This is a genomic window from Nocardioides sp. URHA0020, from assembly GCF_000620705.1.
Classification (GTDB): Bacteria; Actinomycetota; Actinomycetes; order Propionibacteriales; family Nocardioidaceae; genus Nocardioides.
In genome coordinates, this window is the sequence record NZ_KK211166.1 from 196835 (window position 1) to 216798 (window position 19964).

At 70.9% G+C, this 19964-nt stretch carries 15 protein-coding genes; 9 read left to right on the forward strand and 6 right to left on the reverse strand.

The genetic code is table 11. From position 1 onward, the window contains the following. Positions 1-76: 76 nt before the first annotated feature. Complete coding sequence (locus N542_RS26435; protein ID WP_231482458.1) at positions 77-1228, forward strand: HNH endonuclease signature motif containing protein; 1152 nt, start codon at positions 77-79, stop codon at positions 1226-1228. 202 nt (positions 1229-1430) lie between these two features. Here N542_RS26435 and N542_RS0105405 read toward each other — a convergent pair whose 3' ends face one another. Continuing rightward, positions 1431-2240 carry a thioesterase family protein gene (locus tag N542_RS0105405; RefSeq protein ID WP_028643045.1) on the reverse strand — a complete coding sequence of 270 codons (810 nt, stop codon included), beginning with the start codon at positions 2238-2240 and terminating at the stop codon, positions 1431-1433. A gap of 43 nt (positions 2241-2283) precedes the next feature. Here N542_RS0105405 and N542_RS0105410 point away from each other — a divergent pair, with 43 nt between their 5' ends. Genes N542_RS0105410 through N542_RS23560 form a run of 3 tightly spaced genes read left to right on the forward strand, consistent with a single transcriptional unit; the run spans position 2284 to position 4936 of the window. Further along, entirely contained in the window at positions 2284-2637 is a 354-nt protein-coding gene (locus tag N542_RS0105410) for a YidH family protein (protein ID WP_231482461.1), read from the forward strand. After that, the gene (locus tag N542_RS0105415; RefSeq protein WP_036506531.1) at positions 2634-4049 is read left to right on the forward strand and encodes a hypothetical protein; all 1416 of its coding nucleotides are present in this window, start codon (positions 2634-2636) and stop codon (positions 4047-4049) included. Before N542_RS0105410 ends, N542_RS0105415 begins: the two co-directional genes overlap by 4 nt. Further along, the gene (locus N542_RS23560) at positions 4046-4936 is read left to right on the forward strand and encodes a phosphatase PAP2 family protein (RefSeq protein WP_081795033.1); all 891 of its coding nucleotides are present in this window, start codon (positions 4046-4048) and stop codon (positions 4934-4936) included. The genes N542_RS0105415 and N542_RS23560 overlap by 4 nt, the downstream gene beginning before the upstream one ends. Before the next feature lie 25 nt (positions 4937-4961). On the opposite strand, the gene N542_RS0105425 is transcribed toward N542_RS23560, so the two are convergent. Continuing rightward, entirely contained in the window at positions 4962-6470 is a 1509-nt protein-coding gene (locus N542_RS0105425; protein ID WP_028643048.1) for an acyl-CoA synthetase, read from the reverse strand. Between the two features lie 140 nt (positions 6471-6610). On the opposite strand from N542_RS0105425, the gene N542_RS23565 reads away from it, so the two are divergent. From N542_RS23565 to N542_RS0105450, 5 genes are all read left to right on the forward strand, one after another. After that, a complete protein-coding gene (locus N542_RS23565) occupies positions 6611-8755 on the forward strand; it encodes an MMPL family transporter (protein WP_036506534.1) in 2145 nt (714 codons plus the stop codon). 54 nt (positions 8756-8809) lie between these two features. Further along, positions 8810-11344 (forward strand): bifunctional FO biosynthesis protein CofGH, encoded by a 2535-nt coding sequence (locus N542_RS0105435; RefSeq protein WP_028643049.1) that lies wholly within the window; start codon positions 8810-8812, stop codon positions 11342-11344. Further along, positions 11341-11781, forward strand: a complete 441-nt coding sequence (locus N542_RS0105440) for a DUF5709 domain-containing protein (RefSeq protein ID WP_028643050.1) — start codon at positions 11341-11343, stop codon at positions 11779-11781. The genes N542_RS0105435 and N542_RS0105440 overlap by 4 nt, the downstream gene beginning before the upstream one ends. 132 nt (positions 11782-11913) lie before the next feature. Then, a complete protein-coding gene (locus tag N542_RS27780) occupies positions 11914-12060 on the forward strand; it encodes a GPGG-motif small membrane protein (RefSeq protein WP_197025867.1) in 147 nt (48 codons plus the stop codon). Between the two features lie 139 nt (positions 12061-12199). Beyond that, entirely contained in the window at positions 12200-13072 is an 873-nt protein-coding gene (locus tag N542_RS0105450; protein WP_028643051.1) for a TIGR03619 family F420-dependent LLM class oxidoreductase, read from the forward strand. A 134-nt stretch (positions 13073-13206) separates the two neighbouring features. Here the strand turns inward: N542_RS0105450 and guaA are convergent, their stop codons facing one another. The 4 genes from guaA to N542_RS0105470 form a co-directional block, all read right to left on the reverse strand. Beyond that, positions 13207-14787: a glutamine-hydrolyzing GMP synthase gene (guaA, locus tag N542_RS0105455; RefSeq protein WP_028643052.1), complete on the reverse strand. Its 1581-nt coding sequence runs from the start codon at positions 14785-14787 to the stop codon at positions 13207-13209. A gap of 235 nt (positions 14788-15022) precedes the next feature. Further along, entirely contained in the window at positions 15023-16741 is a 1719-nt protein-coding gene (locus N542_RS0105460; RefSeq protein ID WP_028643053.1) for a GMC oxidoreductase, read from the reverse strand. Continuing rightward, complete coding sequence (locus tag N542_RS0105465; protein WP_028643054.1) at positions 16738-18360, reverse strand: succinic semialdehyde dehydrogenase; 1623 nt, start codon at positions 18358-18360, stop codon at positions 16738-16740. The genes N542_RS0105460 and N542_RS0105465 overlap by 4 nt, the downstream gene beginning before the upstream one ends. Before the next feature lie 147 nt (positions 18361-18507). Beyond that, positions 18508-19947: an aldehyde dehydrogenase gene (locus N542_RS0105470; protein WP_028643055.1), complete on the reverse strand. Its 1440-nt coding sequence runs from the start codon at positions 19945-19947 to the stop codon at positions 18508-18510. Positions 19948-19964: the final 17 nt, after the last annotated feature.

The window sequence follows — 19964 nt, forward strand, 5'->3', positions numbered from 1 at the left end:
CCACCACCAGGTGGCATTGGCGACCGCGCAAATGCGTGCTGTTGCCGACGCCCTGGTGAATGCGTCGGTGTGGTCGATGAGCGCTTCCGAAGCCGCCTCCACGCTGGTCGAGCTCACGCGCCTGGAGGCCCAGGTTGTGGAGCTCAAGACCCGCGTCGCCACGCACGCCGACGAGGTCCAGGTCGGCACCGATGTCGGCGCCACGAGCACGGCGAACTGGCTGGCGCACCAGACCAGGCAGACTCGTCCGGCAGCGGCGCGCACGGTCCACCTCGGCCATGACCTGGCCACCTACGAACTGGTCCGGACAGCGCTCGCCCGCGGGAACCTCCGCCTGGAGCAGGCCGACGTGATCATCCGGTCGATCAGGGCGCTCCCGGCCGGTCTGGACCCGGAGCTGCTGATCAAGGCCGAGGAGCATTTGGTCACCGCCGCGGAGGAGCACGACGCGAAACGCCTCACCATCCTCGGGCGCCGGCTGCTGGAGGTCATCGCCCCGGACCTCGCCGACCAGCACGAGTCCGACCTCCTCGAACGTGAAGAAGCCAAGGCTGCCCAGGCGTGTCGGCTCACGATGAGCGACGACGGGCACGGGAAGGTCCACGGACGCTTCACCCTCCCCGCGTTGCAGGGAGCAGAACTGAAGAAGATGCTCCTCGGCCTCGCCGCACCCAAGCACCTCGCCGCCACCCACGGGCCCGGGATGGAGAGGCGGCCGGGTCCGGAGCGGATGGGCACGGCCTTCTGCGAGCTCATCGACCGCATCAGCGCGAAGGACCTCCCGCAGGTAGGAGGCAGGGACGCGACGATCGTGGTCACCATCGACCACGACACCCTCCTCGCCAAGCTCGAGAAGGCCGGGGTCGTCGACACCGGCGAGCGCATCAGCCCAGCCGCAGCCAGAAGGCTCGCGTGCACCGCCAAGATCATCCCCGTCGTCCTCGGCGCCGACTCGGAGGTCCTCGACGTCGGCCGATCCAGACGGTTCTTCACCAAGGCGCAGCTCACCGCCCTGTCCCTCCGCGACGGTGGCTGTGTGGCTGACGGCTGCGACTGGCCACCCTGGATGTGCCACGCCCACCACTGGCAGAGATGGACCGACGGCGGACCTTCTGACCTCGTCAACGCCGGACTCCTCTGCCCAAGACACCACGCCCGAGCACACGACCCGACGTACGACATGCAGAAGCAGCCCGACGGCAAGGTCACCTTCACCCGACGCCAATAGCGGATGACGCCGCAGTCTGCGCTCCCTACGATGAGGGTCTCGCCTCACCCCTGGGGCGGACGGGCCACGGCAGGTGCTGACCCTGTGTGGCGACCGTGATCCGTAAACAGTGGTTCGACCACATCGGCAGGGGTTGCCCGGGTGGCCCCGTCCCGGCCTCGGGACGGGTCGCTCGGTGCTGCCCGAATGTCCAGACCAGCTCTCAGGCGGGGCGCGGCTGCCGCGCGAGCTGGCGGCTCTGGGCGACCAGGCGGCCGGTGGAGTCCCAGACCTCGCAGTCCTCCTCGAACATCCCACCGGCCACGTTGCGGGTGGCGTGCCGGACCTTGAGCCAGCCCGGAGCGGGCTTCGCGCGGATGTGGGCGGTCAGCTCCAGCGTGGGCGCCCAGCCCATCAGCCCCAGGTCGAAGGTCACCGGCGGCAGGGCGTCGACGACCATCAGCAGCGAGACGGGGTCGGGCTCCCGTCCGTCGACCAGCCGGAACCAGGCGGCGATCTCGCCGCGGCCGCTGGGCTGCCCGACGACCCAGCCCACGTGGTCGGGGTGGAAGCGCATGTCGAAGCGGCCCATCATCGGAGCCATCTCGAGGATCTCCTGCGGGGACAGGGTGTTGGCGACGCACTCGTCCGGCGGTGGGAGCACCGGCTCCTCCGCGGTCGTGCGTACGTCGTCGCCCAGCCGGTCGAGGTCGCCGTACGTCGCGAGGGCCGCGATCCGGGTCTCGCCACCCTGCCGGAGCTCGACGGACGCGGTGGCGACGCTGCCGCCCTCACGGCGCACGTCGACGGCGATCTCGGCGGGGCCGGGAGTGCCGGCGGAGAGGTAGTACGCCGAGACGGCGAGCGGATCGGGCTTCGTCGGGAAGGTCGCGCGCAGCGCCGTACCGATCAGCGACAGCAGGTAGCCGCCGTTGACGCCACCGCCGACGACCCACCCCCGGTCGAGCTCGGCGGCGAAGGATCCGTCGCCGTTCGGGTGGACGGCGGTGTGGTGGTCGAACTCGTACGTCACGCCCGCGAGCCTAGACGGGGTGACATGCGGAAGGATGGGTGCCATGACCGAACGCCGACCGCACTGGGTCTACGACGCGGGGCAGGAGCCCGACCCGCGCTACACCCTCGCCAACGAGCGCACCTTCCTGGCGTGGGTGCGGACGGCGTTGGCGATGCTGGCCGGCGGTGTCGCCCTGCACGCCCTCGGACTGCCGGGCACCACCTGGGTCCGCAACATCCTGGCGATCACCCTGGTGCTCTCCGGCGCTGTCTTCACGGTCTTCGCCATGGTCCGGTGGGCGCGCGTGGAGCGGGCGATGCGCCTGCAGACCCCGCTCCCGGCGTTCAACCTCGGATTCCTGCTCACCGGCGCGGTCATCGTCGGTGCGGTCCTGCTGGCCTTCTCGTTCGCGTGACCCCACGGTCACAGGTCGGCCTGCTGGCCGCGGTAGCTGGGATCTGCCTGGTGCCCTTCGCCGGCAGGGCCCTGAGCCCCGACGAGGGCGGGCTGCTGCTGCTCGCCGAGCAGTGGGCGCCCGGCACCTCGCTGTACGGCGACTACTTCGTCGACCGGCCACCGGGGCTGATCGCGCTGGCCGCCCTCGCGGACGCCGCCGGCGGCGACTGGGCGTTCCGTGCCCTCGGCATCGTGGCCGTCATCGTCACGGTGCTGCTCAGCGGCCTGCTCGGCCGGTTGGCTGCGCCCGACCGCCCGGTGGCACCGGTGCTGACCGCGGCGACCGCCGCCCTGCTGGCCACGACACCGCTCTTCGGCGGGACGGTCGTGAACGGCGAGCTGCTCGGGCTGCCGTTCCTGCTGGGCGGCCTGGTCTCGGCGCTGCTCGCCGCCCGCGCCGACTCCCCGCGCGCCGCGTGGTGGTGGGCAGCGCTCGCCGGTGCGTCCGGTGCCGGCGGGGCACTCGTGAAGCAGAGCCTGCTCGACGTCTTCGTCTTCAGCGCCGTCCTGCTCCTGGTGAGCCGGCGGGTACGTCCGGCGCTCGGGATCGCGGTCGGCGCCGTGACGACCGTGGCGCTCGCCGTCTGGCTGTCATCCCACCGCGGCACCGACCCGGGTGAGCTGTGGGACGCGGTGGTCGTCTTCCGTCAGCAGGCGGCCTCGGTGATCGCCACCTCCGCCACCGACACCACCCAGCAGCGCCTGCTCGGGATGCTGTTCGCGCTGCTCGCCACCGGCGCCCCGCTGCTCATGGTCGTGCTCGCCCGTCGTCTGCCGTCGCGGGCGACGCCCGGCGTGCCCGACCTGCGCTGGCCAGCCCTCGCGACCCTCGCGTGGGAGCTGGTGGCGGTGCTGCTGGGCGGCAGCTACTGGCTGCACTACCTGATGGGCCTCGTGCCCGGTCTCGTGCTGCTCACCGCCGCCGCCTGCCAGCGGGCTCTCCCCGGGCGGCGCGTCCTGGGCGCGGCGTACGGCGTGATGGCGATCTCGACCGTCTCCGCGCTCGTCTACGTGGCCGTGCAGCCGATCCAGCGACCCGAGCACCCCGCCGTCGCCTGGCTCGACCAGCACACGCGATCCGGCGACACGGCGGTGATCGCGTTCGGCGCCCCGAACATCCTCCAGGCGGCCGGGCTGCGCAGCCCCTACCCCGACCTCTGGAGCCTGCCGGTGCGGGTGCACGACCCGGAGCTCCGGCAGCTCTCGGTCCTGCTGGCGAGCGCCGACCGGCCGACCTGGGTCGTGGTCGCCGGCACGTCGCTCCGCTCCTGGGGCATCGACGCATCGTCGGCCGACCGGGTGCTGGCCGAGTACTACGACCGCGCTACGACCGCCGGCGACTGGACCATCTACCGCGAGGACGCCCGGTGACCCGCACGACCGCGATGACGGCGTACGCCGCCCTGCTCCTCGCGTGGTGCCTCCTCGTGGGCATCCCCAACGACCCGGCCGGCGTGGTGCTCTGGATCTGGCTGGGGACCATCGCCTGGCAGGTCGAGGCCGAGCCCCGCGACATCTGGGAGTTCTGGCGCGACTGGTGGAAGCCGCTGCTGCTGATGGTCGTCTACTGGCTCGGCCGCGGGCTCGCCGACGAGATCGGGATCGCGCCGCACTACTTGATGCCGGTCCGCTTCGACGAGTGGCTCGGCGGCGGCATCGCCCCGACGGTCCGGCTGCAGGACGCCTGGTGCGGCGACCCGTGCGTCCGGACCCTGCCACCACGCTGGTACGACGTGCTGCTCACGACGGTCTACGCGTCGCACTTCCTCGTGGCGCTGACGCTGGCCGGGGTGCTGTGGCTGCGCAACCGCGTCGAGTGGGTGCGCTGGCTGCGGCGCTACATCACCCTGCTCTTCGCCGGGCTCGCGATCTACGTCATCTACCCGATGGCGCCGCCGTGGATGGCCGCACGCGACGGCTACCTCCCCGAGGTGCACCGGATCACCCGCCGAGGCTGGTCCGGGCTCGAGTGGCACGGGATCGACCTGCACCGACAGACGATGATCATGTTCGGCATGGGCAACAAGGTGGCCGCGATGCCCTCGCTGCACTGCGGCATCGCCTGCCTGGTGGCGCTCTACCTGATCAGCAGGCTGCGTACGCCGTACCGCTGGCTGCTGCTGCTCTACCCCGTGGCGATGGCGCTGGCCCTGACCTACTTCGCCGAGCACTACGTGATCGACGCGATCTGCGGGTGCGCGCTCGCCGGACTGGTGATGCTCGGTGTCGGCCGGTGGGAGCGGAAGAGGGCCGCCTAGCGGCTCGTCGCGCGCGAGCGACCCGTCAGGTCGCGGGGTACTCGTCGCGCAGCTTGCCCTTGACCATCTTGCCGGTCGGCGTCCGCGGCAGCTCGTCGCGGAAGTGGAACTCCCGGGGCACCTTGAAGTGGGCGATGCGCTCGCGGGCGTACGCCGTCAGCTCGGCCGCCAGCTCGTCGCCGGCCACCGCGCCCGGGGCCACCTCCACGAAGGCCACCACCCGCTCGCCCATCTCCTCGTCGGGTACGCCGATGACGGCGATGTCGGTGACCGCCGGGTGCAGGCTGAACAGGTCCTCGATCTCCTGCGGGTAGATGTTCACCCCGCCCGAGATGATCATGAAGGCCAAGCGATCGGTGAGGAACAGGTAGCCGTCCTCGTCGAGGTAGCCGAGGTCCCCGACCGTCGTCCAGCTCGGGTGGTCGGGGTGCTCGGTGGACGCCGTCCGCTCCGGGTCGTTGTGATAGCTGAAGGTCCGCTGCTCGCGCTCGAAGTAGACCGTGCCGACCTCGCCCGGGCCGAGCAGGGTGCCGTCGTCTCCGCAGATCCGGATGATGCCCATCAGCGCCGTGCCGACCGAGCCGGGCTTCTCCAGCCAGGCCTGCGAGTCGATGAAGGTGGCGCCGTTGGACTCGGTCGACGCGTAGTACTCGTGGACGATCGGGCCGAGCCACTCGATCATCCGGCGCTTGACGTCCACCGGGCACGGAGCCGCAGCGTGCACGACCACCCGCAGCGAGCTCACGTCGTACGACGTCCGGACGTCCTCGGGGAGCTTGAGCATCCGGACGAACATCGTCGGCACCATCTGCGTGTGGGTCACCCGGTGCCGCTCGATCGCGCCCAGCGCCGCCTCCGGGTCGAACCTCTCCATCATCACCAGCGTGCCGCCGAGGGTGTGGATCACGCCGCCGAAGCGGAGCGGTGCCGCGTGGTAGACCGGGGCCGGCGAGAGGTAGACGGTGTCCTCGTCGAAGCCGTAGAGGGCGCCGAAGACCGTCGGGTAGACGTAGCCGGGCTCGTCGACCGCGATCGCGGGCAGCGGTGGCTTGATGCCCTTGGGCCGTCCGGTCGTGCCCGAGGAGTAGAGCAGGTCGTCGCCGTGCGGCTGCTGGGCCAGCGGCTCGGCGCTCGCCGCGGCGAGCGCGGCCTCGTAGTCCCCGTCGAAGACGAGGACCGTCCCCACCTGGACATCGAGCTGCTGCGCCAGCTCGGCCTTGGCCGGGGAGACGAGCAGGGCCTGCGCCCCGCAGTCGCGCACGATGTAGGACACCTCCTCGGCCGAGAGGTTGTGGTTGACGGCCGTGATGTAGAGCCCCGAGCGCAGCGCGGCCCAGTACGCCTCGTACGTCTCGGGCCGGTTGTCCGACAGCAGCGCGACCACGTCGCCCACGCCGAGGCCCGCGTCCTGGAGCACGTGCGCCAGGCGCAGGCTGCGCTCGTCGAGCTGTCCGTAGGTGAGGATGCGCCCGGAGCCGGCCATCACCAGCGCGGGCTTGTCGGGGTTCTTCGCGGCCCAGGTGCCCGGATACATGAACCGAACCTAGAACACCTGTCCGCTCCCGTCTCGCCCGTTCGTCGTACAGGCGACCGATGAGTCCGCCATCCTTCGACGGTCGGACTAGGGGAAAACCCCGATGCCGACTGTCCCCACCTCCTGGAAGAGTGAGCTCCATGCACCGTCAGATCGCCGGCAAGCTGACCGGCAAGTGGACCAAGTGGTTCGTGCTCGTCGCCGTTCTCGTGCTCCTCGGGATCTTCGGCTCCCTCGCGGGCAAGCTCACGAGCGTCCAGAACAACGAGGCCGAGTCGTGGCTGCCCCAGAGCGCCGAGTCGACCCAGGCGATCCAGCGTCTCGAGGAGTTCCAGGACCCGAACGACCTGGTGACGACCGTCGTCTACTACCGCGAGTCCGGCCTCACCGACGAGGACCTCACGGCGATCGAGGGGCACGGCCAGGAGATCGCCAAGCTCGAGGGTGTCTCCGACGTCATCACGCCGCAGGGCGCCGCGACGGCGGGCATCCCCGCGCCGTACGTCTCCGAGGACGGCCAGGTCGCGAAGCTCGACTTCACGATCAACCGCGGTGACGAGCTGTGGGAGGACATGCCCGACGTCGCCGACGAGATCCGCGACCTCACCGCCATCGACGGGGTCGAGGTGTACGTCGCCGGCGCCGGCGGGACCACTGCCGACCAGGCCGCGGCCTTCGCCGGCATGGACGGCCGGCTGCTGCTGATCACGCTCTGCGCGGTCATCCTCATCCTGCTCATCAGCTACCGCAGCCCGGTGCTGTGGGCGCTGCCGATCTTCTGCGCCGTCGTGAGCCTCGGCATCGCGATGGGTGTGCTCTACCTGCTGGCCAAGTACGCCGACATGACGATCAACGGCCAGACGCAGTTCATCATGACCGTGCTGGTGATCGGCGCCGGGACGGACTACGCCCTGCTGCTCGTCGCCCGGTATCGAGAAGAGCTCCGCCGCCACGAGGACCGCCACGAGGCGATGGCGTACGCGCTCCACCGCGCCGCACCGGCCATCTTCGCCAGCGCCACGACGGTCGTCGTCGGACTGCTCTGCCTGATGTTCGCCGAGCTCAACTCCACCGCGGGACTCGGCCCGGCCAACGCCGTGGCGGTCGCCGTGACCTTCCTGGTCATGGTCACCCTCCTGCCCGCGCTGCTGGTGATCTGCGGCCGCTGGGTGTTCTGGCCGTTCATCCCGCGCTTCGGCACCGAGGAGCCCACCGAGTCCGGCTTCTGGGCCCGCACCGGGAACCGGATCGCGCCGCGGCCCCGCAAGGTCTGGATCCTCACCACCGGCGTCCTGCTGGTGATCGCGCTCGGAGCCCTGCGCCTCGACACCTCCGGCATCCCCAACGACGAGACCTACGTCGCCGGTCACGACGTCGAGTCGGTGGCCGGCAACGAGCTCCTGGTCGAGCACGGGCTGGTCGACGCGAGCTCCCCGGCCCAGATCGTCGCCAACGCGGATCAGGCCGACGCGGTCGTCGCCGCACTGAAGGGGATCGACGGCATCTCCGAGCCGGTGGTCGCCGCGCAGAAGAACGGCACCGCGCTGATCCTGGTCAACCTCACCGCCGACGCTCTCGACGACCAGTCGATCCAGGCGGTGCACGAGGTCCGCGACGCGGTGCACGCCGTCAAGGGCTCGGACGCCCAGGTGGGGGGCTGGACCGCCGTCACCATCGACATCCAGGAGGCGTCGGCCCGCGACAACAAGGTCGTCATCCCGATCATGCTGCTCGCGGTGATGCTGATCCTGATGGGACTGCTCCGGGCGCTGACCTCTCCGCTGATCCTGATCGGGACGGTCATCCTGTCGTTCGCGGCCGCCCTGGGCATCTCGGGCGTGGTCTTCGACCTGGTCTACGACCGCCCGCACACGGATCCGGGCTTCCCGCTCTACGCGTTCGTGTTCCTGGTCGCCCTGGGCATCGACTACAACATCTTCCTGATGACCAGGGTCCGGGAGGAGACGGTCGGCAAGGGGACGCGCCGCGGATCGCTGATCGCGCTCGCCTCCACCGGCGGCGTGATCACCGCGGCCGGCATCGTCCTGGCGGCGACCTTCGGAGCGCTGGCCACGATGCCGCTCACGTTCGCGCTCCAGATCGGCACGGCCATCGCGCTCGGTGTCCTGCTGGACACGATGATCGTGCGCTCGGTCCTGGTCACCGCGATCAACCTCGACCTCGGTGGCCGGATCTGGTGGCCCAGCGCGCTGGACCGCAAGCCGCCGGTCGTGCCGCCGGCGGAGCCGGCCGCGGAGGCCGAGTCCGAGCGAGTGCCGGTCTGACCATTGGCTGGGCCGGCCGTCCCCGATGGGGGACGGCTGGCTAGCCTGGCCGGGATGAGCGAGCAGCCGACTCCCCAACAGGTACGCCGGGCGCTGGCGCGCGCCGAGCGCGGTGCCGCCCTCGACCCCGCCGAGGCGACGGTCCTGCTGTCCGCCACCGGCGACGACCTCGACCGCCTGACCGCGGTCGCCGCGAAGGTCCGTGACGCCGGCCTGGTCGCCGCCGGCCGCCCCGGCGTCGTGACGTACTCCCCCAAGGTCTTCATCCCGGTCACGAAGCTGTGTCGCGACCGCTGCCACTACTGCACCTTCGTGGAGTCGCCCGGCCAGCTGACGCGGGCCGGCCACGCGATGTTCCTCTCCCCCGACGAGATCCTGGAGATCGCGCGCCAGGGTGCGGAGCTCGGCTGCCTGGAGGCGCTCTTCACCCTCGGCGACCGGCCCGAGGACCGCTGGCCCGAGGCCCGGGCCTGGCTCGACGAGCAGGGCTACGACTCGACGCTGGCCTACGTGCGGGCGATGGCGGTGCGGGTGCTGGAGGAGACCGGGCTGCTGCCCCACCTCAACCCGGGCGTCATGTCCTGGGAGGAGCTCAACCGGCTCAAGCCCGTGTCCCCCTCGATGGGGATGATGCTCGAGACCACCTCACGGCGACTCTTCGAGACCAGGGGCGAGGCCCACTACGGCTCCCCCGACAAGGACCCCGAGGTCCGGATGCGCGTGCTGGAGGACGCCGGACGGCTGTCGATCCCCTTCACCACCGGGCTGCTGGTCGGCATCGGCGAGACCCTCGAGGAGCGGGCGGACACGATCTTCGCGCTGCGCCAGGTCTCCCGAGCCTTCGGTGCGGTCCAGGAGGTGATCGTCCAGAACTTCCGGGCGAAGCCCGACACCGCGATGCGGCACGCCGACGACCTCGCCCTCGACGACTACCGCGCCACCATCGCGGTCACCCGGATCGTCCTGGGCCCCAAGGCCCGCGTGCAGGCACCGCCCAACCTGGTCGACCTCGAGGAGTGCCGGCTGCTGCTGGGTGCGGGCGTCGACGACTGGGGCGGGGTGTCCCCGCTGACGCCCGACCACGTGAACCCCGAGCGCCCCTGGCCCTCGCTCGAGCGGCTGCGCGACCTCACGGCGCGGTGCGGCTTCGAGCTCACCGCGCGGCTCACCGTGCACCCCGAGTACGTCCGGGCCGGCGAGCCCTGGCTGGACCCGCGGGTCTCGGGCCACGTGGCGGCCCTGGCCACGGACGACGGCCTGGCCCGCCCCGGCGTACGACCGGAGGGCCTGCCGTGGCAGGAGCCCGACGGTGGGTTCGCCAGCGTCGGGCGCACCGACCTCTTCGAGGCCGTCGACCGGGAAGGACCTGGCGGAGGGCGCACCGACGACCGTCGCTCGGACTTCGCCAACGTGTACGGCGACTGGGACGAGGTCCAGCACGCGGCCGATCGCACCGGAGGGCCGGCGGTCCTGCACGCCGAGGGGCGTGAGGCGTTCGCCGCCGCCGAGCGAGACCCGGGCAACCTGTCCGACGAGCACGCGCTGACGCTGATGACGGCCGAGGGCGACCTGCTGCGCGAGGTCTGCCGGCTCGCCGACGACCTGCGGCGCGAGACCGTCGGCGACGACGTGACGTACGTCGTCAACCGCAACATCAACTTCACCAACGTCTGCTACGTCGGCTGCCGGTTCTGCGCCTTCGCCCAGCGGCGCACCGATGCGGACGCCTACTCGCTCTCCCTCGACGAGGTCGCCGACCGCGCCCAGGAGGCGTGGGAGCTCGGCGCGACCGAGGTCTGCATGCAGGGCGGCATCGACCCCGAGCTGCCGGCCTCGGCGTACTTCGACCTGGTCTCCGCCGTGCGGCAGCGGGTGCCGGAGATGCACGTGCACGCGTTCAGCCCGATGGAGGTCGTCAACGGCACCGCCCGCACCGGGCTGTCGATCGAGGACTTCCTGATCAAGGCCCGCGAGGCCGGCCTGGGCTCGCTGCCCGGCACCGCCGCGGAGATCCTCGACGACGAGGTCCGCTGGGTGCTCACCAAGGGCAAGCTGCCGACGAAGACCTGGGTCGAGATCGTCAGCACCGCGCACCGGGTCGGGCTTCCGACCACCTCGACGATGATGTACGGACACGTCGACCACCCGCGGCACTGGGTCGGGCACCTCAAGGTGCTCGCGACGGTCCAGGACGCCGCCTTCGAGGCCGGTGGGGCGAGCTTCACCGAGTTCGTGCCGCTCCCGTTCGTGCACACGTCCGCGCCGATCTACCTCGCCGGCGTGGCCCGACCGGGTCCGACGCTGCGCGACAACCTGGCCGTGCACGCGATGGCCCGGATCATGCTGCACGGGCGGATCAGCAACATCCAGACCTCCTGGGTCAAGCTCGGCGTCGACGGCACCCGGGCCATGCTCCAGGCCGGGGCCAACGACGTCGGCGGCACCCTGATGGAAGAGACGATCTCGCGGATGGCCGGCTCGGAGCACGGCTCCGCGAAGACCGTCCAGGAGCTCGTCGAGATCGGGGCCGGCATCGGCCGCCCGGTCCGCGAACGCACCACGACGTACGGCGAAGGGACACGACGATGAGCAGCTCGGACAACGGCGACCAGGAGATCTACGGCGGCTACAGCGTCGACGACGAGGACCAGCCGGGCAACATCGAGGACCTCGGTGACCCGACCGTCGCCGACGAGCTCGACCGCGGCTACTCCCCGCCTGAGAACTACTCCGCCGGCCAGGGCTACGGCAACACGCCCTGGGAGGAGGAGCACCGCGAGGGCATCGACCAGCGCATCGCGCAGGAGGAGCCGGAGCCGGACCCGTACGCCGAGACCGACGACGACTTCTCCGACGACGGCGAGGTGGGCGACGTCCGGGCCGGTCGCCTGGTCGATGTGGACCAGGGGCTCGGCGAGGACGAGGAGAAGGATCTGGTGGGCACCGACATCGGCATCGACGACGGTGCCGGCTCGGCCGAGGAGGCCGCCATGCACATCGTCGGGGACTACACCGAGGGCGACTGAGCGAACGCGGTCCGGGTCGACGGCGGGCACGTCGACCCCGCCCTGATTTTGCCTACGGCCGGGACTGACTTGAGATCTGCTGGGTACAACCGTCCCTGACGCAGAGATGCTGCGTCGTAGGAGGGAAAACCCGTGGCTTTCATTCTGTGGATCTTGGCCGTCATTCTCGTGGTGGGCGGCATCGTGCAGCTGTTCCGTGGGCAGCTGCTCTTCGGCATCGTGCTGATCGTGGTCGGCCTGCTGGTGGGTCCCGGAGGCGTCAGCCTCTTCACGAAGTAGCTCAGAGCGACGACAGGGCCGGCCACTGCGTGAGTGGCCGGCCCTTCGTTGTGCGGGGAGTACCCAGCGACCGCACTTCCAACCCCGGCACGACTCCACCGGACTAGAACGCGTTCTACTGTGGCTCTAGGGTGGGCGCGTGCGCTTCGCCATCAGCACCGCCTTCCAGCCGGTCGACCACCTCATCCCCTTGGCCCGCGCCGCCGACGAGCTCGGCTACCACTCGATCGCCGTACCGGACCACGTCGTCGACCTCGAGGAGCTGGCGACGCCGTACCCCTACACGCCGGACGGTGCCCGGCGCTGGGACCACGACGCCGAGTGGCCCGACCCGTGGGTGCTCATCGGCGCCCTGTCGGCGGTGACCACCCGCCTGCGCTTCTTCACGTCGGTCTACGTGCCCTCGATCCGCAACCCGTTCCAGGTCGCCAAGAGCGTGGGTACGGCGGCGGTGCTGTCGGGCAACCGGGTCAGCCTCGGGGTCGGGATCGGCTGGTGCCGCGAGGAGTTCGAGCTGCTCGAGCAGGACTTCTCCACGCGCGGCAGGCGCACCGACGAGGCGCTGGCCCTGATGGCCGAGCTGTGGAAGCCGGGCTGGACGGAGTTCGGGGGCGACTTCTACACCGCGCCCCGGCTGGTCATGGAGCCGACGCCGACCGCGCCGATCCCGATCATCGTCGGCGGCCTCTCGGACATCGCCTTCCGTCGGGCCGCTCGCCACGACGGCTGGGTCGGCGACCTCTACTCGATCGACGAGGCCACCGACATCGCGGCCCGGCTGCAGACGGCCCGGGACGCGATCGGCGCGGAGGGCGACTTCGCCGTGATCACCGCGCTCAACGACGCCTTCCTCCCCGAGCACTTCGAGCGGGCCTGGGCCGGCGGCGTCACCGACTGCTGGACGATGCCGTGGGCGTACTACTACGGCCTGGACGCCACGCTGGAGCAGAAGCTCGAGGCGATGGGGCGGTTCGCCGCCGACGTGCTGGCGCCGCTCGACGGCCACGCCTGACCCGAAATTGAAGAACCGCCGGGGTCTCGGGTCCCCGGCGGTTCGGTGGTAACACTAGGGGCTGGGACCGGCAAAGTCCGCCTACTTGCAGAAACCTTGCGGAAAAAACCCTCGCGAGCGGTGTCCGGCCGACGTCACTCCCACTCGATGGTGCCCGGGGGCTTCGAGGTGATGTCGACCGTGACCCGGTTGATCTCACGGACCTCGTTGGTGATGCGGGTGGAGATCCGCTCCATCAGCTCGTACGGCAACCGGGCCCAGTCGGCCGTCATCGCGTCCTCGGACGTCACCGGCCGGAGCACGACCGGGTGGCCGTAGGTGCGGCCGTCGCCCTGCACGCCGACCGAGCGGACGTCGGCCAGCAGCACGACCGGCATCTGCCAGATGTCGCGGTCGAGTCCCGACCGGGTCAGCTCCTCGCGGGCGATCGCGTCGGCCTCGCGCAGGATGTCGAGCCGCTCGCGGGTGACCTCGCCGATGATCCGGATCCCCAGGCCGGGCCCGGGGAAGGGGTGCCGCCACACGATCTCACCGGGGAGGCCCAGCTGCTCGCCGACCAGCCGGACCTCGTCCTTGAAGAGCGTGCGCAGCGGCTCGACCAGCTCGAACTCGAGGTCGTCGGGGAGGCCACCGACGTTGTGGTGCGACTTGATGTTGGAGGTGCCCGCTCCCCCACCCGACTCGACGACGTCGGGGTAGAGCGTGCCCTGCACCAGGAAGGCGACGGTGTCGGCGTCGTCGCCCGTGACGGCGTCACCGAGCACCGCGGCCTCGGCGGCCTCGAAGGTGCGGATGAACTCGCGACCGATGATCTTGCGCTTCTCCTCCGGGTCGGTCACCCCCGCGAGCGCGTCGAGGAACTGCTTCTCGGCGTCCACGACCACGAGCTCGGCGCCGGTCGCGGCCACGAAGTCACGCTCGATCTGCTCGGTCTCGCCCTGGCGCATCAGCCCGTGGTCGACGTACACACAGGTCAGCCGGTCGCCGATGGCACGCTGCACGATGGCGGCGGCGACCGCGGAGTCGACGCCGCCCGACAGCCCGCAGATGGCGCGGCCGCGCTCGCCGATCTGGGTGCGGATCTTCTCGACCTGCTCGTCGACGATGTTGACCATCGTCCAGGTCTGGCGGCAGTGCGCGATGTCGACCAGGAAGTGCTCGAGCACCCGCTGACCGTGCTCGGTGTGCAGCACCTCGGGGTGCCACTGCACTCCGGCGAGACCGCGCTCGACGTCCTCGAACGCCGCGACCGGGGTGCCGTCGGTGGAGGCGAGCACGTCGAAGCCGGCGGGGGCCGCGACGACGGAGTCACCGTGCGACATCCACACCGTGTGGGCGGCCGGGAGGTCGGCGAGCAGCGTGCCGCCCTGGCCTACGGAGACGGCGGTACGGCCGTACTCACGAGCGCCGGTGGGCGCCACCTCGCCACCGAGACCACGGGCCATCAGCTGGAAGCCGTAGCACATGCCGAAGACCGGCGTACCGGCCGTGAAGACCGCCGTGTCGATCGCGGGCGCGCCGTCGGAGTAGACCGACGACGGGCCGCCGGACAGGATGATCGCCTTCGGGTTGCGCGCCAGCATCTCGGAGACCGGCATCGAGTGCGGCACGATCTCGGAGTAGACGCGCGCCTCGCGCACACGGCGAGCGATCAGCTGGGCGTACTGCGCCCCGAAGTCGACCACCAGGACCAGATCGTGTTCAGCCGCCGTCATGAGGCGAAGCCTACCGATCCCCCTCGACGGGTCCGGAGATGCATCAGGGCCCGGCCGGGGAGGGAGGTTGGCCGGGCCCTGACCGTCCCTGCAACTGCGGAACAGCGCCTGGACACGGGACCCGGCGGTGGGAGGGAGCGTGTTTGCCGGGTCCGCTGGCTCAACGAGGGCTCTCGGACCGGGTCACGGGGATTCCTGAGGTTTTTGAGGTTTCTGCGACGAGCCTCGTCAGCGGTCAGCTGACGCCGACGATCGGGAGCCGCAGCGCTCCCGGCGCGTCGGTCGGGACGACCGGCGCGACCGGACGCACCGCGTCGATCCGGCGGTACGTCGAGCCCAGGTCAGGGCGCGCGTCGACCTCGCCCCTGTTGGGCCAGAAGGCCATCGCCCGCTCCGCCTGCGCGGTGATCGTCAGCGACGGGTTGACCCCGAGGTTGGCGGTCACCGCCGAGCCGTCGGCGACGTGCAGACCGGGATGGCCGTAGAGGCGCTGGTAGGGGTCGACCACGCCGGTCTCGGGCGAGTCGCCGATCGCGCAGCCCCCGATGAAGTGCGCGGTGAGCGGCTTGTTGAAGGCGTCCCCCACGGCACTGCCCGGGAAGCCGTCCATGATGTCGGCCATCATCCGGATCGCCTCGTTGCCGGCCGGGATCCAGGTCGGGTTGGGCAGGCCGTGACCCTGCTTGGAGGTGACGTAGCGCTTGCGGGTGAAGGGGATCCGCTTGGTGTACGTCGTGATCGAGTTGTCGAGGCTCTGCATCACCAGCGCGATCACGGTGCGCTCGGACCAGTGCTTCATGTCGTACAGGTTGGCGATGTCGCGCCGCTGCGCCCACATCTCGCGCAGCCAGGTGCGCCACCGGGGCTCGTCGCCGTCACCGTCGGTCAGTACCGACTGGAGCAGCGACATCAGGTTGCTGCCCGGTCCGTAGCGCACGGGCTCGATGTGGGTGTTGGCGTCGGGGTGGAAGCTCGAGGTGATCGCGATCCCCTGGCTGTAGTCGACGCTGCTCTCGCGCGGCGCGATGACGCCGCCGATCGACTCCGAGTTGGTGCGGGACAGGTGTCCGATCCGGTCGGAGACCCGGGGCAGGTGGCCCTCGTCCTTCATCCGGTGCAGCAGCCGCTGGGTGCCCAGCGCCGAGGCCGCGAACACCACCTGCTCAGCGGTGAGGACGCGGCGCGACGTACGCCGGTTGATCTTCGCCTTGGTGTAGCGCACGTGCACGTCGTACCCACCGCCGTCGCGGGGCGCGACCCGGGTGACCGTGGTGAGGGGCAGCACCGTGGCGCCGTTGCCCTCGGCGAGGTGGAGGTAGTTCTTGACCAGCGTGTTCTTGGCGTTGTGGCGACAGCCCGTCATGCACGAGCCGCAGCCGATGCAGGTCCGGCGCTCGGGGCCCGCGCCGCCGAAGAAGGGGTCGTCGACGGTCTGGCCCATGCCGGCGCCCTCGTCGCCGAAGAAGACGCCGACGGGGGTCGCGTGGAACGTGTCGGCCACGCCCATCTCGGTGGCGACCTTCTCCATGACGTCGTCGGACGGCGTGCGGAGCGGGTTGTCGACCACACCGAGCATCCGCTTGGCCTGGTCGTAGTAGGGCGCGAGCTCGGCGCGCCAGTCGGTGATGTGGCTCCACTGGGCGTCGTCGTAGAACGCCGACATGGGCTCGTAGAGCGTGTTGGCGTAGACCAGCGACCCTCCGCCGACCCCGGCGCCCGAGACGATGAGGCAGTCGCGCAGCGCGTCGATGCGCTGGATGCCGTAGCAGCCGACCTCCGGCCGGAAGAGGTACTTCGAGACGTCGAAGGACGTCTCGGGCAGGTCCTCGTCCGCGAACCGCGCCCCGGCCTCGATCACGCCGACGCGGTAGCCCTTCTCGGTCAGCCGCAGCGCCGTGACGGAGCCGCCGAAGCCCGAGCCGATGACCAGGACGTCGAAGTCGTAGGCGCTCATGCGCGGCCGAGCTTCTTGAGCAGGCGCAGGTTGAGCGTCATCACCTTGGCGTAGAGCTCGTCGGACATGCCGTACTGCGGCCCGAGCGGCAGCACCCGCTGGGTCGCGACCGACTGCGTCTCGGTGAAGCGCAGCACCCCCTCGGCGCCCTGGCGCCGGCCGGTGCCGGACTCGCGCATGCCGCCCATCGGGGTGTCGAGGCTCGCGAAGGTGGCCGCGAAGGCCTCGTTGATGTTGACGGTGCCGCACTTGATGTGGCGGGCGATGAAGCGCGCCCGGTCGCCGTCCTGGCTGTAGATCGAGGCGTTGAGCCCGTACTCGCCACCGTTGGCCCGCGAGACGGCGTCGGCCTCGTCGTGGAAGCGATAGAGCGACACGACCGGCCCGAAGGTCTCCTTGCCGAAGCAGGTCATGTCGGGCGTCACGCCCTCGAGGATCGTGGGCTCGAAGTAGTAGGGGCCGAGGTCGGGTCGGTGGTTGCCTCCGGTGAGCACCCGCGCCCCCTTGGCGACCGCGTCCTCGACGTGGGCGACCACGGTGTCGAGCTGGGCCTGGGAGACCAGCGTGCCCATGTCGTTGCCCCACTCCAGGGTCGCGCCCAGGGTCATCGCCTGCGTGCGGGCCACGAAGCGCTCGACGAACCGGTCGTAGACCTGGTCGGCCACGAACATCCGCTCGATCGACACGCAGAGCTGGCCCGAGCTGGAGAACGACGCGCGTACGGCGCCCTCTGCCGCCTTCTCCAGGTCGGCGTCGCGCAGCACCAGCAGCGGGTTCTTGCCGCCGAGCTCCAGCGAGCTGCCGATCAAGCGGTCGGCGCAGGCCTTCGCGACCGCGCGCCCGGTGGCGGTGGAGCCGGTGAAGCAGACGTAGTCGGCGCGCTCGATGATCGCGCCGCCGATCTCGGGGCCGGGGCCGGCGACGACCTGCCAGAGGTCCCGCGGCAGGCCGGCCTCCTCGAGGAGCTCGGCGGCCAGCAGGGCGGACAGCATGGTCTGGGCGTCCGGCTTCGTGACGACGGCGTTGCCGGCCACGATCGCGGCCAGGCCATCGATGAGCGCCAGGTCGAAGGGGTAGTTCCAGGGCGAGATGATGCCGACCACGCCCTTGGGCACCCGGTTGATCTCGGCCCGCGTCAGCACCGGGAAGACGCCCGGCACCCGGCGGGTGCCGAGGTGGCGGCCCGCCGTACGCCCGTAGTAGCGAGCGGTGAGCGCGACGTGCAGCGGCTCGTCGAAGGCGTGCTTGCGGGCCTTGCCGTTCTCCCAGATGACCAGGTCGGTGATCTCCTCCTGGCGGTCGAGCACGATGTCGTGCAGCCGCAGCAGCATCGCGGCGCGGACGTCGACCGGCGTGCGCGCCCAGGCGACCTGCGCCTGCCGCGCCCGGCTGAACGCGGTGGCGACGTCCTGCGTCGTCGATTGCGGGATGTGGGCCAGCGGGGCGTCGTTGAGCGGCGAGCGCACCTCGGCGGTGGTGCCGCTCGTCGCGGTCAGGCGGGCGGTGAGCGCCGCGACGTACTCCGGCTCCAGGGCGTACGACGCGCGCGGGTCGTGCTCGGGGTCGGGCGGCCCGACGAGTGCTGGATCGCCTGCCGGGATGGGGTTCTGGGCGCTCATGTGCCGAGACTATGTGACCCGGGTCTCCCGCACTACCTATCGGTAGTTTCGTGTGGGGTCTTACACATCGCCGCGCGGTGTCAACCGTTCAGACCGGGTCGTCCGCCTCAGGCCGGTGCAGAGAGATGCCTGAGGCGGACGACTCGATCAGGGCTTGTAGATGGACTTCAGCTCGGTGTACTGCGCCAGACCCTCGGGGCCGAACTCGCGTCCGACGCCGGAGTTCTTGAAGCCACCGAACGGCGCCGCGAAGTCCATCGTGTAGGTGTTGACGCCGTACGTGCCGGCGCGCACCTGGCGGGCGACGTCCAGGCCGGCCTCGACGTCACCGGTCCAGACGGTGCCGGCCAGGCCGTACTCGGAGTCGTTGGCGATCCGGATCGCGTCGTCGACGTCGTCGAAGGGGATCACCGAGAGGACCGGCCCGAAGATCTCCTCCTGGGCGATCCGCATGCCGTTGTGGACGTCGGCGAAGATCGTCGGCCGGACGTACCAGCCCGACGAGAGCCCGTCCGGCATGCCGTTGCCACCCAGGACGACGCGGGCGCCCTCCTCCTGGCCGAGCGCGATGTACTTCTCCACCCGCTCCTGCTGGCGCTGCGCGACCATGGGACCAATCTCGGTGGCGGGGTCGAGCGGGTCGCCGACCTGCATCCCGCCGACTCCGGCGGCGAGGGCCTCCACGACGTTGTCGTAGTTGGCGCGCGAGGCGAGGATCCGGGTCTGCGCGACGCAGGCCTGCCCGGAGTTCATCAGCGCGGTGAACTTCAGGCCCTCCACCGTCGCGGCCAGGTCGGCGTCGTCGAGGACGATCGCGGCGGACTTGCCGCCGAGCTCGAGCGAGACCCGCTTGAGCTGCTCGCCGCACACGGCGCCGATCTTGCGGCCGGCAGCCGTGGAGCCGGTGAAGGCGACCTTGTCGATGCCGGGGTGGGCCACGAGGTGCTCGCCGACCTCACGGCCGGCGGCGACGATGTTGACGACACCGGCGGGTACGCCGGCCTCCATCAGCAGGTCGGCCATCAGGTAGGTGTCGAGCGGGGTCTCGGGCGCCGGCTTGATGACGATCGTGCAGCCCGCGAGCAGCGCCGGGATCAGCTTGGACATGATCGTGAACTGCGGGACGTTCCACGGCGGGATCGCCGCGACGACGCCGACGGGCTCGTGACGCACGATGACCTCGCCGAGCGAGCCGGCGCGGGCCTCCTCCCACGGGAACGCGCGGGCGATGCCGAGGAAGGCCTCGATCTGCATCCAGGGGGCGGGGGCCTGCGCCAGGTTGGAGAAGGACAGCGGCGAGCCCATCTCCGTCGAGATGATCTCGGCCATGTCGCCCATCTTGCCGGCGTACAGGTTCGAGAAGCTCTGCACGACGTCGATGCGCTCGGCCGGGCTCATCCGGGGCCACGGGCCGGAGTCGAAGGCGCGGCGGGCCGCGGCGACGGCGGCGTCGATGTCGGCCTTGCTGCCCTCGGGCACGGTCGCGACGACCTGCTCGGAGTGGGGCGAGACGACCTGGAGGGTGTCGCCGGTCGCGGGCGAGGCCCACTCACCGTCGATGAAGATGGTGCTCTGGTCGAGGCTCATGACGATCTCCTGCTGTG